Source organism: Pseudomonas sp. IPO3747, assembly GCF_013385245.1.
Taxonomy (GTDB): Bacteria; Pseudomonadota; Gammaproteobacteria; order Pseudomonadales; family Pseudomonadaceae; genus Aquipseudomonas; species Aquipseudomonas edaphica.
Genome location: NZ_JACAQL010000004.1, coordinates 410679 through 427185 on the forward strand (window position 1 = coordinate 410679; position 16507 = coordinate 427185).

A 16507-nucleotide genomic window follows, 5' to 3' on the forward strand; every position below is an offset into this window, starting at 1 on the left:
GTTTGCCTGACATACCGAGGCGCCTGCATCGCAGGCAAGCCAGCTCCCACACTGATCGATGCAGGTTTTTAGCGAGCGGCGCCCAGCTGGCCTTTTTCGTCGGAGAACACAATTTCCACCCGGCGGTTCTGCGCGCGGCCGCGCTCTGAGGCGTTGGCCTCTACCGGGTACTGGTCACCGTAGCCCTCGACCTGGATACGTTTTTCATCAATCCCCAGGTCCATCAGCACATCAGCCACCGATTGCGCACGGTCGCGCGACAGCTTGAGGTTTTCCTGCTCGCCACCGGTGTTGTCGGTATAACCCTCGATGCGCACCACGCGCTTGGGGTTCAACTGCAAGAACTGCACAATTTTCAGCACGGTGCGGTTGGCCGAGTTTTGCAGCTCGGCGTCACCGGTGTCGAACAACACATCGCCCAACGTCATGACCAGGCCGCGATTGGTCTGGGTGGTGGTCAGGCTGGCGATTTGCTCTTCGAGCCACTTGCCTTGCTGCTGCACGCTCGCCAACTTGCTCTCACGCAGGGCCAATTGCAGGCGCTGGCGTTCCAGCTCCAGCTTGGTGCCGCGCTCGGCGTTGAGCCCCTGCTCGGTGTGTTCGCGGGCGATCTCACTGTAGCGCTGGCTCAGGTAGGCGTAATGCACCACGTCGGGGCCGCTGCCCCAGTAGCTGGACAAGCGATCGGCGCGGGCCAGGGATTCGCCGGCACGAATCACATCCTTGGGCGCAAAACGCAGCACATTCGCGTCTTCCTTGACCTTCTGGAAGTCGCTGCCGGCCTGCTGCAACGCCTGCTCGCTGTTGGGTTGGCTGGCGCAACCGCCCATTGCCGCGCTGCCCAGCAGCAACACACAACTCAAACCACGGATCAGCGGGCTCATTGGGCTTCTCCCAGCTGCAATTGTTTGCGCAGTCGGGCGATGCGGGTGTTAAGCACGTTCAACTGTTCCTGGCTTTTGCGCGTCAATACCCGCGCTTCAGCCAGACGCGCGTCCAGCTCGGCCTGTTCGGCCTGCATGCGCGCATCTTTGTAGGATTGGTCGGCCATGTCGGCCCGGGCCTTGGCGAACTTGTCTTCAGCCAGTTTCAGTTCAGGCGATTCATCGGTGCTGGCGCCCACGGCGTTGGCCTGTTCCAAGGCCTGCTGGGTGAGGCGTATTTGTTCGTTCGGCGCAGGATCAACTGCACATCCCGCCAGAGCGACAACGGCGAGGGCCGCGAAAAGAGGTCGAAGAGTCACTGAAAATCCTTACTTTGCTGGGGTGCCGACGGGTTGCTGCAATTGCGCTTTCCAGCGTTCGAGGTTGCGCTGCAAAGCGGCTTGCGCGACACCAGACGCGGGTAATTCTGTCATCTTTTTCGCCAGCTGTCCGCGCAGCCACGGATCGTTGCAGGCGGAGTTGTGGGAAATCGCCAGGTACAGGCCGGGCTGGTCGACGGGTATTTCACGGGCGACAAGGTCGTTGCTCATGCCCAGCGTCTGGGCCATGGCCATGCCCGAGTAGCGCCCGGCCAGCACGTAGTCGACTTCACCCAGCAGCAGTTTCTGGAACGCCGGGGTCAAGTTGGGCAGGCGTTGCAAGCTGAGCTGCTGGCCGGCGAAGGTGTCGAAACCAGCGCTCAAGCGCGCACGCTCGGAGACCGCGCCTTTATGCCCGTGCAAGTCTTCAGCGCTGGTGTAGACCAGCGGCGAATCCTTGCGCGTCCACACCAGATAGTCGATCTGCACCAGTGCCGGATGGATGTAGTCGAGGGTTTCCAGCTCGCCGAGGTTCAGCGGCGCATCGGCGAGGATGTCCATGCGCCCGCTGCGCACTTCATCCAGGGCCAGGGAGCGTTTGCCGCCGTAAAGCAGGTCGATTTTAAGGCCCAGGTCCTTGCCGATTTGTTGCAGTACATCAGCCGTGGCGCCGATCAGGTGCGTTGGGTCTTGAGGGTCACGCCACAGCAACGGCGGCGCGTCCGGGCTGCCGGTAATCACCAGGCGCTCACACTTGCCGGCAGCCAGCGCGAGGCCAGGCAGTAGCGCCAATCCAAGTGTCAGTGCCAGCAATACGGGACGCAGATCCATGGCGGTTTCTCCGATGTTCAAAAAAGCCGGGCAAAAAAAAGCCCGGTCACAAGACCGGGCTCTTTATAAGTGAAGCAACTGGATTAGACCAGCTTCGAAAGCTCTGGTACGGCTTCGAACAAGTCCGCAACCAGGCCGTAATCAGCCACTTGGAAGATTGGCGCTTCTTCGTCCTTGTTGATCGCAACGATCACCTTGGAGTCTTTCATACCGGCCAAGTGCTGGATCGCGCCGGAGATACCGACGGCGATGTACAGCTGTGGCGCAACGATTTTGCCGGTCTGGCCGACCTGCATGTCGTTGGGTACGAAACCTGCGTCGACGGCCGCGCGGGAAGCGCCGACCGCAGCGCCCAGCTTGTCGGCCAGGGCGTACAGGTGTTTGAAGTTGTCACCGTTCTGCATGCCGCGGCCGCCGGAAACGACGATTTTGGCAGCGGTCAGCTCAGGGCGATCCGACTTGGCCAGCTCTTCGCCAACAAAGCTGGAAGTGCCAGCGTCGTGGGCAGCAGCCACAGCTTCAATGGCAGCCGAACCACCTTCAGCGGCAACCGGGTCGAAACCGGTGGCACGCACGGTGATGACTTTGACCGAAGCGTTGGACTGTACGGTGGCGATAGCATTACCGGCGTAGATCGGGCGCTTGAAGGTGTCAGCGCTTTCGACCGAGATGATCTCGGAGATCTGGTCAACGTCCAGCTGCGCAGCAACGCGTGGCAGGATGTTTTTGCCGTTGGAGGTAGCAGCAGCCAGGATGTGGCTGTAGCCAGCGCCCAGCTCAGCTACCAGCGGAGCAACGTTTTCTGGCAACTGATGCGCGTAGGCGGCGTTATCAGCGTTCAGGACTTTGCTCACGCCCGCGATTTTCGCAGCGGCTTCAGCCACGGCGCCAGCGCCAAGGCCAGCTACCAGCACGTGAATGTCGCCACCGATTTTAGCGGCAGCGGCCACGGTGTTCAGCGTGGCCGGGGCCAGCACCTTGTTGTCGTGTTCGGCGATTACGAGGATAGCCATGATCAGATCACCTTCGCTTCGTTTTTCAGTTTCTCGACCAATTCAGCCACCGACTTGACCTTGATGCCCGCGCTGCGTGCAGCCGGTGCTTCAACCTTGACGGTCTTGTTGGTAGAGGCGGTGGAAACGCCCAAAGCTTCTGGAGTCACCGACTCAAGCGGCTTCTTCTTGGCTTTCATGATGTTTGGCAGGGACGCATAGCGCGGCTCGTTCAAACGCAGGTCGGTGGTGACGATGGCCGGCAGTTTCAACGAAACGGTCTGTGCGCCGCCGTCGATTTCACGGGTCACAGCGACGCTGTCGCCGCTCACTTCGACTTTGGAAGCGAAGGTGCCCTGGCCGTAACCGGTCAGCGCAGCCAGCATCTGGCCAGTCTGGTTGTTGTCGCTGTCGATGGCTTGTTTGCCGAGGATCACCAGCTGAGGCTGTTCCTTGTCGACAACGGCCTTGAGCAACTTGGCCACGGCCAGGGAGGTCAGGTCTTCAGCCGACTCAACCAGAATGGCGCGGTCGGCGCCCAGGGCCAGGGCGGTACGCAGCTGCTCTTGAGCAGTGGTAGGGCCGATGGAAACCACCACGATTTCAGTCGCCACGCCTTTCTCTTTCAGGCGTACAGCTTCTTCCACAGCGATTTCACAGAAAGGGTTCATCGACATTTTGACGTTAGCAAGGTCGACGCCGGAATTGTCCGCCTTGACGCGAACTTTCACGTTGTAATCGACAACGCGTTTGACAGCTACAAGAACCTTCATGGATTCCTCGTTACTCTCCGGTGAAAAGAAAGTCGCCTAGGCGAACCTGGCGGTTGATGCTCATCGGCACACAAGGGCACCTCCAAAAACTTCGGCGGATGACTTAGCGATGGGGAAATGATGACCGTTCGTCAGGGGTGACTGAGAGGTCATTCTTTATCGCAGTGTGTAAACTGCGCACCATTGTTTAGGCACGCGTCACCTGTCTTGCTTTTGGACGTGCTCTTGAAACCTGCTGTCTGCCTACGGTAAGCGCAAAACCGACCGTATATTGACCGGAACGCCTATTCTGGTCAATACGCCAAAATAGCCAGTCATAAGCCGCGTTGCTTTGATTTACCTAGCCTGCGAGCAATTCAAACAAACGTTTGTATTGGACGCTGCCAGTGGTGTAGATATAATGCGCCACCTAGAGAGAAAGGTGGGTCTTGCCGTTGTTGCAAGACGACACCGAACCTCCATCCATTAGAAAAAAAAGCCTGTTGAGCCTTGAGTAGGAGATAGCCTGTGGAACGCGAATACATGGAATTCGACGTGGTCATCGTCGGCGCTGGCCCGGCAGGCCTGTCTGCCGCCTGCCGACTGAAGCAGAAGGCCGCCGAAGCCGGTAAAGAAATCAGCGTCTGCGTGGTCGAGAAAGGCTCCGAAGTCGGCGCTCACATCCTCTCCGGTGCCGTGTTCGAACCACGCGCCCTGAACGAACTGTTCCCGGACTGGAAGGAACTCGGCGCTCCGCTCAATACCCCGGTTGTGCGCGACGACATCTATGTACTGCGCAGCCCTGAAGCTTCCACCAAGGTGCCTGACTTCTTTGTGCCCAAGACCATGCACAACGAAGGCAACTACATTATCTCCCTGGGCAACCTGTGCCGCTGGCTGGCCCAGCAGGCCGAGAACCTGGGCGTAGAAGTCTACCCAGGCTTCGCCGCCCAGGAAGCGCTGTTCGACGAGAACGGCGTGGTGCGCGGGATCATCACCGGCGACCTCGGCGTCGACCGCGAAGGCCATCCAAAAGAAGGCGTGTACACCCCAGGCATGGAGCTGCGTGGCAAGTACACGCTGTTCGCCGAAGGTTGCCGTGGCCACATCGGCAAGCAACTGATCCAGCGTTTTAACCTGGACAGCGACGCCGACGCCCAGCACTACGGCATCGGCCTCAAGGAAATCTGGGAAATCGACCCGGCCAAGCATCAGCCTGGCCTGGTGGTTCATACCGCCGGCTGGCCGCTGGACATCATGAGCAACGAGAACACCGGCGGCTCGTTCCTTTATCACCTGGAAAACAACCAGGTGGTTGTCGGCCTGATCGTCGACCTGTCCTACAGCAACACCTTCCTGTCGCCGTTCGATGAGTTCCAGCGCCTCAAGCACCACCCGGTGCTGGCGCAATACCTGGAAGGCGGCAAACGCGTCAGCTACGGCGCGCGTGCCCTGGCCAAAGGCGGCATCAACTCGTTGCCGAAGATGGTCTTCAAAGGCGGCGCCTTGATCGGCTGCGACCTGGGCACCATGAACGTGGCCAAGATCAAAGGCAGCCACACCGCGATGAAGTCCGGCATGCTCGCTGCCGACGCCGTGGCCGAGCGCCTGTTCGCGGACTCCGAAGGCGGTGACGAACTGACCAACTACGTCGACGGTTTCAAGGCCAGCTGGCTCTACGAAGAGCTGTTCGCCAGCCGCAACTTCGGCCCGGCGATGCACAAGTTCGGCCCGATCATCGGCGCCGGCTTCAACTGGTTTGACCAGAACATCCTCGGCGGCAAAATGCCGTTTACCTTGCACGACACCAAGCCGGATTACGCCTGCCTGAAGCTCGCCAAGGACAGCAAGAAGATCGACTACCCAAAACCCGACGGCAAACTGAGCTTCGACAAGCTGAGCTCGGTGTTCATCTCCGGTACCAACCACGAAGAAGAGCAGCCGTGCCACTTGAAGCTCAAAGACCCAAGCATCCCGATCGGCACCAACCTGCCGCTCTACGATGAACCGGCGCAGCGCTACTGCCCGGCTGGCGTGTATGAAGTGATCACCAAGGAAGACGGTGAGAAGCGCTTCCAGATCAACGCCCAGAACTGCGTGCACTGCAAGACCTGTGACATCAAGGACCCTTCGCAGAACATCACGTGGGTGACGCCGGAAGGCGCGGGTGGGCCAACTTACCCGAATATGTAAGGCAGTTGCTTGAACAAAAAAGGCTCCCAAACGGGAGCCTTTTTTATGGCCAACATAAATCAACTGTGGGAGCTGGCTTGCCTGCGATAGCGGTGGGTCAGCTAAAGATTGGTTGACTGATACTGCGCTATCGCAGGCAAGCCAGCTCCCACAGTTTTGACCGCGTTGTGTCAGGCGACCCGCTCTTCACCCGGGTTACGCAAGAAGTAACGCTTATATTCGCGACTGAACTGCGACGTACTCTGATACCCCACGTTATGCGCCGCCTGCGCCACGCCCAAGCCTTCCACCAGCAGCAACTGCTGAGCCTTCAACAACCGCAAGCGCTTCAAATACTGCACCGGCGATAACAGCGTGCAACGCTTGAAGTGCTCGTGAAAAGTCGACGCACTCATATGCGCATACCCGGCCAACGTCTCAATGTTCAGCGGCTCGGCGTAATGGGCATGCAGGTGATGCAACGAGGTGGCGATGCGCGAAAACTGCCCCTGTTGTTCCACCAAGGCACGCAGCACATCCGCCTGTGGCCCGCGCAATGCGGTAAACAACACTTCCCGGACCCGCGCCGGGCCCATGATCCGGCTTTCCAGCGGATCGTGCAGGCACTGCAATAGCCGTTCGACGCTGCCGCGCATTGCATCATCGAGCATCACCGAGCTCATGGATTCCAATGTCTGCGCCGTCGGCGGCGGCCCGGCCTGCATGCCCATGGCCATGACCAGTTCGCCGAGCACCACGCGATCAATCCCCACGGTAACCCCGTACAGCGGCGCGTCGGGCGCCATGGCAAAGGTTTCGCATTCGAACGGCACCGGCATCGCCTGGATCAGGTAGTGCCCGGCGCCATACTCCAGTGTGCGTGGGCCTAAATAGGCGACCTTGCTGCCTTGGGCCACGAACATCAGGCTCGGTTCGTAGATCTGCGGGCCGCGTGCCACGTCGCAACTGGCGCGCAATACCTTCACACCGGGCAGGTACGTCGGGGAGAAACCGTCGCAGGGCGTGAGGTCCTCAATCAAGGCAACCAGCGTGGCGTTGGCATCGAGATGGCGGGTCAACAACATGGCAAAAAACTTCGTTAAAAAGGGATAAGAGCATCATCGCAGGTCTGAGCGCACATGAATCCAAACACAGGGCACTCCCGGACGAATAGGCATGAGGTTCGGAGCAATCGCCATGGCCGCATCCCGGCCCTGCGCGGAAAATACGCCGCCTCCCTAGTCAATCCTTTTGCGAGGTTTCTGTATGTACACCGCCATCGGTTATGCCGCCCAGTCGGCCACCACTCCCCTCGCCCCCATGTCCTTCGAACGCCGCAGCCCGCGCGCCGACGATGTAGCCATCGAGATTCTGTACTGCGGCGTATGCCACTCCGACATCCACCAGGCACGCAACGAGTGGGGCATCGCCGTGTACCCGCTGATGCCTGGCCATGAGATCGTCGGCAAAGTCACCGCCGTCGGCACCAGCGTGACCGCGCACAAAGTCGGCGATCTGGTCGGCGTGGGCTGCATGGTTGATTCGTGCCGCCACTGCGACGCTTGCCATGCGGACCTTGAGCAGTACTGCCTCGAAGGCCCGACCATGACCTACGCCACCCCGGACCGGGTGGATGGCAGCAACACCATGGGCGGCTACTCCGACAGCATCGTGGTCAGTGAGCACTTCGTGGTGAAGATCCCGGCCAAGCTCGACTTGGCCAGCGCCGCGCCGATTCTGTGCGCAGGCATCACCACCTACTCGCCACTCAAGCACTACGGCGTGAAGGCTGGCGACAAAGTCGGCGTGCTGGGCATGGGTGGCCTGGGCCACATGGGCATCAAGTTCGCCAAGGCCATGGGCGCAGAAGTGACGCTGTTCACCCGCTCCGCGAGCAAGGCTGAAGAAGGCCGTCGCCAGGGTGCCGACCATGTCATCGTGTCCACCGATGCCGAGCAGATGAAAGCCGCCGCCGGCAGCTTCGATTTCCTGCTGGACACCATTCCGGTGCAACACGACCTGAACCCCTACCTCGACGTGCTGCGCTTTGACGGCGTGCATATCCTGGTTGGCTTGATCGAACCGGTCGACCCACCGGTGAACGCTGCCAAGCTGGTGCTGGGCCGTAAAGTGCTGGCCGGTTCGTTGATCGGCGGCATTGCCGAAACCCAGGAAGTGCTGGATTTCTGCGCCGAGCACAACATCACCTGTGACATTGAAATGCTCGATATCCGCCAGATCAACGAGGCCTACACCCGCATGATCGCCGGCGATGTGAAGTACCGCTTTGTCATCGACATGGCGACCTTGAAGGCCTGATCAGGCCTTAGCGCCCAACTCCGCTGACAGCCGCGCTGCGACCTGCTTGATCACAGGGATCAGCTCGGCCATCTTTTCCAGCGGCATGTAGGGCACGGTACTGGCGATGCTGATGCCGGCGACGATTCGCCGGCTGGCATCGCGCACCGGTGCCGCCACACAACGGATCGACGGTTCGTTGTCTTCCAGGTCGAACGCATACCCACCCTCCACGTATTCGCGCATGCGCTGCTCGAACTGCGCCCAGGATTGCTCCGGGTGCGCTGGCCATTGCTGGCTCTTGCCCTCGGCGGGCAGGCTGGCTTCATACAGGCGCTGCCACTCCTGCACAGAGTCATCCAGCAACATTGCCTTGCCCACACCGGTGCGCGCCAGCGGCATGCGATGGCCGACTCGCGAGCGCATTTCCGGGCCGTAGCGGCCGGGGTTCTTGTGCAGGTAGAGCACATCGTCGTATTCACGAATCGCCAAGTGGATGGTGTCGCCAGTCAGCGCCGACAGTTCATCCAGGTACGGCACCGCCAGGGTCACCAGCGGCAGTTCGTCACGGGCCTGAAAACCCAGTTCGATCAGTTTCGGCCCGAGCAAATAACCTACTTGCGGCACCACACGCAGGTAACGCTCCTCAACCAGGCAACTGGCCAGCCGGTGGGTGGTACTGCGGGTGGTGCCGATGCGCCTGGCGATCTCTTTCAAATCGCGCGCACCCGCCGCCACCGCTTGCACCACGCCCAGGCCACGCAGCAGGGTCTGGGTGCCGGTGGGGGCGGCGTCTTTGACGGGGATGTGGGCGTTTTCCTGCATATCGGGCCTATTGGGAAGTACGAAAACGGCGCCATTATGGCAAATGCAGCCCTGCTGAACAGAGGAGATCCATTGTGGGAGCTGGCTTGCCTGCGATGGCGGTGCATCAGCCTACAAATAATTAGCTGACTCACCGCTATCGCAGGCAAGCCAGCTCCCACATTTGGATCTTCATAGGGCGAGAGTTCAGCGTTGCTTCATGCGGTCGATGATGACCGCCAAGAGCAGGATCGAGCCCCGGATCACATACTGGTAAAACGTGTCGATGTTCTTCAGGTTCATCGCGTTCTCGATGATCGCCAGAATCAACACCCCGGCAATCACATGGCGGATCATGCCGATACCGCCGCTCAACGACACACCGCCCAGCACACACGCCGAGATCACCGTCAGCTCGAAGCCCTGGCCGATCATCGGCTGGCCCGAGGTCATGCGCGAGGCGAGGATCACCCCGGCCAATGCGCCGATCAAGCCGTGCACGGCAAAGATGATGATCTTGGTGCGGTCGACATTCACCCCGGCCAGCAACGCCGCTTCCTGGTTGCCGCCGATGGCCATGGTGTTGCGCCCGTAGGTGGTGTAGTTGAGCAGCCAGCCGAAGAACACAAAGCACAACACGGTGATGATGATCGGCACCGGCACGCCCATCAGTTGGCCGTTGCCGAACACAAAGAAGCGTTCGTCCATCACGCCGACCGCCTTGCCGTTGGAAAAGATATAGGCCAGCCCGCGCACGATCTGCATGGTCGCCAAGGTTGCGATCAACGCGTTGATGCGCAGCTTGGCGATCACGATGCCGTTGATCAGCCCCACTACCAGGCCCATGGCCAACGCAGCGGACACGCCGAGTACCACACTGTCGGTGTCACGAATCACAATCCCCGCGACCACACCGGCACAGGCGATCACCGAGCCGACTGACAAGTCGAAATGCCCCGACGCCAGGCAGAACAGCATGGTGCACGCAGCGATGCCCACCGTCGAAATCGCCAGGCCCAGCCCGCGCATATTCAGCGGCGAGAGGAAGTTGTCGATAAACAGCGCGCTGAGCACAAAGATGCTCAATGCCGCGAGTAGCATCACCCAATCATCGAGAAATTTACGTTGGTTGAAACCCGGCCAAAAGCCCTTTGCAGTTTTTACCTGTGACATACCTATACCCTCGAATTCTTCAAGCCCGCGAACGCGGGAGAGCCAGTTGCAACAGCTTCGCTTCATCCGCCTGGTCGCGGGTCAACTCGCCAGTCAGCGCGCCTTCACTCATCACCAGGATGCGATCAGAGATGCCCATCACTTCCATCAGGTCGCTGGACACCACAATCACCGCAATGCCGCTGGCCGCAAGGTTATGAATGATCTGGTAGATCTCCGACTTGGCGCCGATATCGATGCCGCGTGTAGGCTCATCCAGCAGCAACACTTTCATCGGCATCGACAGCCAGCGGCCAAGAATGGCCTTCTGTTGATTGCCGCCGGACAGGTACATGATTTTCTGCTCGGCGTTCGGCGTTTTGACTTTCATCGCCTTGATCTGCTTGTCGGCGTTGCCCTTCTCCCAGCCTTCACGCAACAGCCAGCCAAAGGTCGAATGCGCGCCACGCGCACTGATGTTGATGTTCTCGGCCACGCTGGACAGCGGGATGATGCCTTCCTTTTTGCGGTCCTCCGGGCACAGCAGCACACCGGCGGCGATGGCATCGCGTGGTGAATGTAATGGCAGGGCTTGCCCAAACAACTCCAACTGCCCGGCCGTTGCGCGTTCCAGGCCACTGAGCAAACGAAACAGCTCGGTACGCCCGGCGCCCACCAGCCCGAAAAGGCCGAGAATCTCGCCCTTGTGCACCTGCAGGCTGACCGCTTCGCGCAGGCCAGGCCCAAGCAAACCGTTAACCTTGAGCGCCACCTCACCGCGTTCGCGCGGGCGGTAATCGTAGATATCCTGGATATCGCGCCCGACCATGCAGGTCACCAACTGGTCGTGAGTCAGTGTGGCCATGTCGTCAAAAGTGCGCACATAACGGCCGTCCTTGAACACCGTCACCGCATCGCAAATACGGAACACTTCTTCCATGCGATGCGACACATACAGCACCACTTTGCCCTCATCGCGCAGGCGCGTGATGATCGCCATCAAGCGGTCGATTTCCCGCGCCGACAGGCTGCTGGTGGGTTCGTCAAAAGCAATCACATGGGCACCACGGGACAACGCCTTGGCGATTTCCACCAGTTGGCGCTGGCCGAGGGACAAGCGCCCGAGCTTCTCTTGGGGATCGATTTCATCGGCCAGGCCTTTAAGGCACGCCAACGCCTGCTTGCGCAGCTGGCCGCCATTGACCACGCCGAAACGCGACGGCAAATGCCCGAGAAACAGGTTCTCGGCCACGGTCATTTCCGGCACCAGATGCAGCTCCTGGTGAATCACCGCCACGCCGTTGGCGATGCTGTCGGCGGCGTTCTTGAACGCCATGACCTGCTCGCCGATCTGCACCGTGCCGCTGCTGGGCGTGTAGGCACCGCCGAGGATCTTGAGCAGCGTGGACTTGCCCGCGCCGTTCTCGCCCATCAGCGCATGCACCGAGTGCGGCCGCGCTTCAAAGCTGATCTGCGCCAGCGCCTTGACCCCGGGAAACTCCTTGCCGATGCCGTTGAAACGCAAGGCCGCGCCGGTCATTTCCACAGACCGATTTTGCTCAACTCTTCCTTGAAGTTGGCGCGGGTGATGAGGGTTACGTTATCCAGGGCGGTGAACTTGGCAGGCTCGGTGCCTTTAGTGACCCACTCGAACATCGCCGTGGCGGTTTTGTAGCCGGATGCATCGGGGCTGAGCAGCATTGAGCCGTAGAAGCCGGTGTCGGTTTTCTTCAACTCTTCAATCGCATCAGTGCCATTGATGCCCACGCCAATCACATTGGCCGCCTTGAAACCGGCGCTTTCGGTGGCGCGCACGCCGCCCAGCACGGTGCTGTCGTTCATGCCGCCGATGATCAGGTTTTTCGCGGTGCCCGGCAGCTTTACCAGCGCCGAGTTGGTGGAATCCATGCTGCCTGGCACGTCGAGGGTTTTCTGCGCGCTGAACAGGATGTGGTCAGCGGGCAAGCCGGCGACCTTGAGGCCTTCGACCGAACCGTCGGTGCGTTTTTTGCCGGTTTCCAGCTCGTCAAAGGTGTTGATGACGGCGTAGGTGTCCTTCCAGTCCCAGTTACGATGCTTGGCTTCGGCGGCCATGGCCTCGCCTTGCTTCTGGCCGATCTTGTAGGCATCCAGGCCCACATAAGGCACGTCTTCCATGGGCTTGCCCTTGGCATCGACGAAGCGGTCATCCACCGCCAGCACTTTCAAGCCGTTGAGCTTGGCCTTGGCCATGATCGCTGGGCCGAGGGACACGTCCGGCGGGCAGATCACAAACCCCTTGGCGCCGTTGGCGGCGAGGGTGTCGATGGCGGACAAGGTTTTCTCGCCGTCGGGCACGGCGATCTTGATCACGGTGAAGCCCTGGTCCTTACCGGCCTTTTCGGCAAAGGCCCATTCGGTCTGGAACCAAGGCTCTTCGGCCTGCTTGACCAGGAAGCCGATCTTCACTTCTTCGGCCGCTGCAAAACCGCTGAAGGCCATCGCCAGCGCCACGGCGCCTAACGTCTTCTTGAACATGAACCACCTCTCTTGATTGTTGTTAGTCGTGGTACATCACGGAACGCCCGCCATCGATCATCAGGCAGGTTGCGTTGATAAAGGGCGCCTCGTCGGTGGCCAGAAACAGCGCCGTCATCGCCACCTCGACCGGTTGGCCGATGCGCTTGGGCGGGTGCAAATCGAAGGCGCGCTGGCGCTCGGCATGCGGGTCAGGGAAGCCGTTCCAGTAATCGACGTTGAGCTGGGTTTCGATATAGCCCGGTGCGATGGCATTCACGCGGATGCCTTTGGGTGCGTATTCGATGCCGAGGGCGCGGGTGAGACCGAGCAGGCCATGCTTGGCTACCGGATAGGGAAAACAGCCGGGAATGATGTGGCTGGAATGGGTGGAGGCGATGTTGATGATGTTGCCGATGCCCTGCTCGATCATGTGCGGCAACACGGTGCGGCAGCCGAACCAGGCACCGTCGAGGTCGATGGCGAAGCAGCGGCGCCAATCGTCGTCGGTCATCTCCAGCGGGTCACGGAACACGTTGACGCCCGCGCAGTTGATCAACACATCCACACGGCCAAAGCGCTCGATGGCCACATTGACTAGCGCCTGCCATTGCTCTTTGGAGGTTATATCGACGGCCTGCGCGACAATCTCAGCGCCGCGTTCGCGCCAGTGGGCGGCGACTTGCTCAACCTTTTCGGCCTGGATATCCGCAATCACCAGCCGTGCCTGCTGGGCCTGGAAGCAGGCGACGATCGCCTCGCCTATCCCTTGAGCGGCACCGGTGATGATCACCACTTTGTTTTTCAGCCGCTCGCCATAGGTGGGTTCGGGCACGGCGGGTAATGACAACGGTTGGGGCTGCATCGCTTCACCTGTTTTATTTTTGGTAGTGAGTGCTGATGCCGCCGACTATAAACCCATCTTTTGAAATATCTCAATATATAAATTTGCATCCCATATAGTGAGACGTGACGCAAAAAAATGGGGGTGCCGATCTCTGTGGGAGCTGGCTTGCCTGCGATACGGACACCTCGGTATTTCAGTTACACCGAAGTGATGCTTTCGCAGGCAAGCCAGCTCCCACACAAGCCCGCCCCCACAGTGGGCCTTCAGTGTTTTTGAAAAAGGGTTTCAGCCCTGGGCAAAGTCGCGCAGTGCATTACCCTCCATGCGATAGCGCACCCACTCCTCCTGCGGCTGGGCGCCGATGGACTTGTAGAAGGCAATCGCCGGCTCGTTCCAGTCCAGCACGCTCCACTCGAAACGCCCGCAACCGTTGTCGCAGGCGATCTTGGCCAGGTGCCGCAAGAGCTTCTTGCCCGCCCCGCCGCCACGTTGCTCGGGGTTGATGTAGAGGTCTTCGAGGTACAGGCAGTTGCTGCCCAGCCAGGTGGAGTAACTGAAAAAGAACACCGCAAAGCCAATCGGCAGGCCATCCCGCGAACAGATCAGGCCATGGGCGGTGGCGCCCTCGCTGAACAGGCTGCGCTCGATATCCACCACACTGGCGATCACTTCGTGCCGGGCCTTTTCGTACTCGGCAAGTTCAGTGATGAAAGTCAGGATCTGCGCAGCATCGCTGGGCACGGCAGGGCGAATCTCGATGGTCATGGGCGGGCCTTGGGCAATGTCAAAGGCCACATACTAAGGCGCTTTGATGACTGATTGCAGTGCAATTTGTTTACTCCGGCCACGCGTAAAGCAAGTACCACCAACCACGCAACATTCGCCATGCACGGGCATGGTAAACAGTCGGGCATGACGCTAATAACTGCATGCTGATAACTGCAAGGTCGCCCGATGCCTTCCACACCCGCCGTGAATACCAAACTGTTCGCCTTTTTCTGCCTCGCCAGCTTCCTGTTGTCACTGTCCTATGGCTCGACGTTTTTGCTGTCGCTGCTAATCCACTCGCGCGGCGGCAATGAACACGACGCCGGCAGCGTGATCTCCATGGCGATGCTCAGTACGTTCGTGGCAGTGCTGTTCTGCGGGCACTTGGCCGATGCGGTCGGTGCGGCGCGCGCGATTGCGGGCATGGGCGTATTGCTGGTGGTGGCGTGCCTGGGGTTTGCCCTGACACCCGGGTTTGGCCAGGGCTTGATGCTGTTCGGTCTGTCGCTTGGGTTGGGCTGGGGCGTGTTCTACACCTTGGGGCCGATCATCGTGACGCTGCTGGTGCAATCGGCGCAGCGGGCCAAATATTTTGCACTGCTGTCGGGCAGTATGTTGAGCGGGATCGGCTCCGGCCCTTTGCTCGGCCGTGCCGCCGACGCGCTGGGCCTACCGCTGACAGCAGCCTTCTATATCGCCGGCCTGGCCAGTCTGGTCGGCGTCCTGATGTTCTGGCGAATGGGCGCACAACTCAACCATCACGCGAATGCGCCCACCTCGAAGATTTCCTGGGCGTCCAGCCGCCGCGTGCTGTCATCCAAAGCCGCGTTTGCGATCCTGATGGTCGGCCTGGGCGGCTGTGTGTTTGGTGGGCTTTCATCGTTTCAAACCAGCTACGCGGCTGCGCAGGGGTTGGACTATTCGTTGTTCTTTGGCGGCTTCCTGAGCGCCGCCATTACCAGCCGGCTGTTGATCGCCGGCCACGTGGTCAAGCGCGATGCGTACTGGGCCGCCTGCGTGCTGTCCGGGATCATGCTCGGCTCGATCGCGCTGTTTGCGTTTGGCGTGAGTGGCAACCTCAGTTACCTGTTGGCAGCCGGCACGCTGGGCGTGGGTTACGGCCTGACGTACTCGGTGATCAATGGGCTGGTGGCCAATGAAGCACCGCCTGGAACGACGTCACAAGCCTTGCTGCTGTTCAGCCTGGCGTACTTTGTCGGGGTGTTCGGCTTTCCGCTGCTGGCGGGCAAAATCATTGTCGACTCTGGGCTGCCGACGCTGCTGGCGAGTGTGTTGGCCGTGGCCTTGTTCAACTGGTTGATCACGGTGGCGCGACTGATCTGGCGCCAGCGTTCGGCTAACAAAATCTTACAGGTGAATTAGCACCGTTCGTCGCCATCAAGGCACGAACCGCAAACTGGGGCGGACCAATAAGGGGTAAGGACATTAATCATATGGAGACACCCCTCATGAAGAATTCCAAATTTGCTGCCCTCGCCCTCACCGGCCTGCTGTCCGCCGCCTCATTGAGTGCCGTTGCCGCCACCTCATCCACCGGCACCACCAACCCTGCTACCAAGGAGTCTCAGGATTCGATGGGCACAGGGATGGAAACCAACGGTGGCGCGATTATCGATAACGGCGCAGACCCTCGCACCAAAGGCGCCGATACCCAACGTCAGGCACCGGCTGCAGTCGGTAACGGCAAAATGGGCCCTGGTGTCAATAAAGAGCCCACCATCAACAAGGGCGATGACAGCAACATCCCGGGCGCGCCAAAACAACCTGCGCCTTGATGCATCGATAGCAACACCGACACCCGATCATTTCCCAGTGAAGAGGTACGCATGAACGTCGATAGAAACCTTGAAAAAGAAGTCCTCACCCGCCTGCTGCACGCCCACCCCAACGGTCTGGGCAAGGAGGTGCTGGATAACTACCGCGGCGAAAAGGTGGTGGCCAGTGTGCTGGCATTTCTGCAAGACCGCGGGTTTATCAAGGATGGGCATGTGACCACCGACGACGCCGGTGAATATTCGTTGAACCTGCCGATCAAGCTGACCGCCTCGGGCGTTGATGAGGCGCGCAAGCTGGAAGGCGAAGGCACCGTTTGAACTAGACGAAGATCAAATGTGGGAGCGGGCTTGCCCGC

17 protein-coding genes are annotated in these 16507 nt (G+C 60.1%); 5 read left to right on the top strand and 12 right to left on the bottom strand.

Going from position 1 to position 16507, the window contains the following annotated elements:
- Positions 1 to 68: 68 nt before the first annotated feature.
- From HX790_RS08815 to HX790_RS08835, 5 genes are all read right to left on the bottom strand, one after another.
- The gene (locus HX790_RS08815) at positions 69 to 884 is read right to left on the bottom strand and encodes an OmpA family protein (RefSeq protein WP_176991438.1); all 816 of its coding nucleotides are present in this window, start codon (positions 882 to 884) and stop codon (positions 69 to 71) included.
- Positions 881 to 1243, bottom strand: a complete 363-nt coding sequence (locus tag HX790_RS08820; protein WP_176991439.1) for a DUF4398 domain-containing protein — start codon at positions 1241 to 1243, stop codon at positions 881 to 883. The genes HX790_RS08815 and HX790_RS08820 overlap by 4 nt, the downstream gene beginning before the upstream one ends.
- 9 nt (positions 1244 to 1252) lie before the next feature.
- Positions 1253 to 2074: an ABC transporter substrate-binding protein gene (locus tag HX790_RS08825; RefSeq protein ID WP_017138338.1), complete on the bottom strand. Its 822-nt coding sequence runs from the start codon at positions 2072 to 2074 to the stop codon at positions 1253 to 1255.
- Positions 2075 to 2157: 83 nt separating this feature from the next.
- Positions 2158 to 3087, bottom strand: coding sequence for an electron transfer flavoprotein subunit alpha/FixB family protein (locus HX790_RS08830; protein ID WP_176991440.1), 930 nt, complete (start codon positions 3085 to 3087; stop codon positions 2158 to 2160).
- A 2-nt stretch (positions 3088 to 3089) separates the two neighbouring features.
- Positions 3090 to 3839, bottom strand: a complete 750-nt coding sequence (locus tag HX790_RS08835) for an electron transfer flavoprotein subunit beta/FixA family protein (protein WP_017138339.1) — start codon at positions 3837 to 3839, stop codon at positions 3090 to 3092.
- A gap of 507 nt (positions 3840 to 4346) precedes the next feature.
- Here HX790_RS08835 and HX790_RS08840 point away from each other — a divergent pair.
- Complete coding sequence (locus HX790_RS08840) at positions 4347 to 6011, top strand: electron transfer flavoprotein-ubiquinone oxidoreductase (RefSeq protein WP_017138340.1); 1665 nt, start codon at positions 4347 to 4349, stop codon at positions 6009 to 6011.
- Between the two features lie 170 nt (positions 6012 to 6181).
- Here the strand turns inward: HX790_RS08840 and HX790_RS08845 are convergent, their stop codons facing one another.
- Entirely contained in the window at positions 6182 to 7075 is an 894-nt protein-coding gene (locus tag HX790_RS08845) for an AraC family transcriptional regulator (RefSeq protein WP_056861619.1), read from the bottom strand.
- A 181-nt stretch (positions 7076 to 7256) separates the two neighbouring features.
- Here HX790_RS08845 and HX790_RS08850 point away from each other — a divergent pair, with 181 nt between their 5' ends.
- Entirely contained in the window at positions 7257 to 8309 is a 1053-nt protein-coding gene (locus tag HX790_RS08850) for an NAD(P)-dependent alcohol dehydrogenase (protein WP_099548762.1), read from the top strand.
- Here HX790_RS08850 and HX790_RS08855 read toward each other — a convergent pair whose 3' ends face one another.
- The 6 genes from HX790_RS08855 to HX790_RS08880 form a co-directional block, all read right to left on the bottom strand.
- The gene (locus HX790_RS08855; RefSeq protein ID WP_017138343.1) at positions 8310 to 9113 is read right to left on the bottom strand and encodes an IclR family transcriptional regulator; all 804 of its coding nucleotides are present in this window, start codon (positions 9111 to 9113) and stop codon (positions 8310 to 8312) included.
- A 186-nt stretch (positions 9114 to 9299) separates the two neighbouring features.
- Positions 9300 to 10265, bottom strand: a complete 966-nt coding sequence (gene araH / locus HX790_RS08860) for an L-arabinose ABC transporter permease AraH (RefSeq protein ID WP_017138344.1) — start codon at positions 10263 to 10265, stop codon at positions 9300 to 9302.
- Between the two features lie 19 nt (positions 10266 to 10284).
- Positions 10285 to 11784, bottom strand: a complete 1500-nt coding sequence (araG, locus tag HX790_RS08865) for an L-arabinose ABC transporter ATP-binding protein AraG (RefSeq protein WP_032865806.1) — start codon at positions 11782 to 11784, stop codon at positions 10285 to 10287.
- Positions 11781 to 12761 (bottom strand): substrate-binding domain-containing protein, encoded by a 981-nt coding sequence (locus tag HX790_RS08870; protein ID WP_176991441.1) that lies wholly within the window; start codon positions 12759 to 12761, stop codon positions 11781 to 11783. Before HX790_RS08870 ends, araG begins: the two co-directional genes overlap by 4 nt.
- 22 nt (positions 12762 to 12783) lie before the next feature.
- On the bottom strand, positions 12784 to 13605 hold the full coding sequence (locus tag HX790_RS08875; protein ID WP_017138347.1) for an SDR family oxidoreductase: 822 nt from the start codon (positions 13603 to 13605) through the stop codon (positions 12784 to 12786).
- A 267-nt stretch (positions 13606 to 13872) separates the two neighbouring features.
- The gene (locus HX790_RS08880; protein ID WP_026013792.1) at positions 13873 to 14352 is read right to left on the bottom strand and encodes a GNAT family N-acetyltransferase; all 480 of its coding nucleotides are present in this window, start codon (positions 14350 to 14352) and stop codon (positions 13873 to 13875) included.
- Between the two features lie 189 nt (positions 14353 to 14541).
- Here HX790_RS08880 and HX790_RS08885 point away from each other — a divergent pair, with 189 nt between their 5' ends.
- The 3 genes from HX790_RS08885 (at position 14542) to HX790_RS08895 (ending at position 16469) form a co-directional block, all read left to right on the top strand.
- A complete protein-coding gene (locus HX790_RS08885; protein WP_099548760.1) occupies positions 14542 to 15738 on the top strand; it encodes an MFS transporter in 1197 nt (398 codons plus the stop codon).
- An 86-nt stretch (positions 15739 to 15824) separates the two neighbouring features.
- On the top strand, positions 15825 to 16151 hold the full coding sequence (locus HX790_RS08890) for a hypothetical protein (RefSeq protein ID WP_138449109.1): 327 nt from the start codon (positions 15825 to 15827) through the stop codon (positions 16149 to 16151).
- A 51-nt stretch (positions 16152 to 16202) separates the two neighbouring features.
- Complete coding sequence (locus HX790_RS08895) at positions 16203 to 16469, top strand: hypothetical protein (RefSeq protein ID WP_138449110.1); 267 nt, start codon at positions 16203 to 16205, stop codon at positions 16467 to 16469.
- Positions 16470 to 16507: the final 38 nt, after the last annotated feature.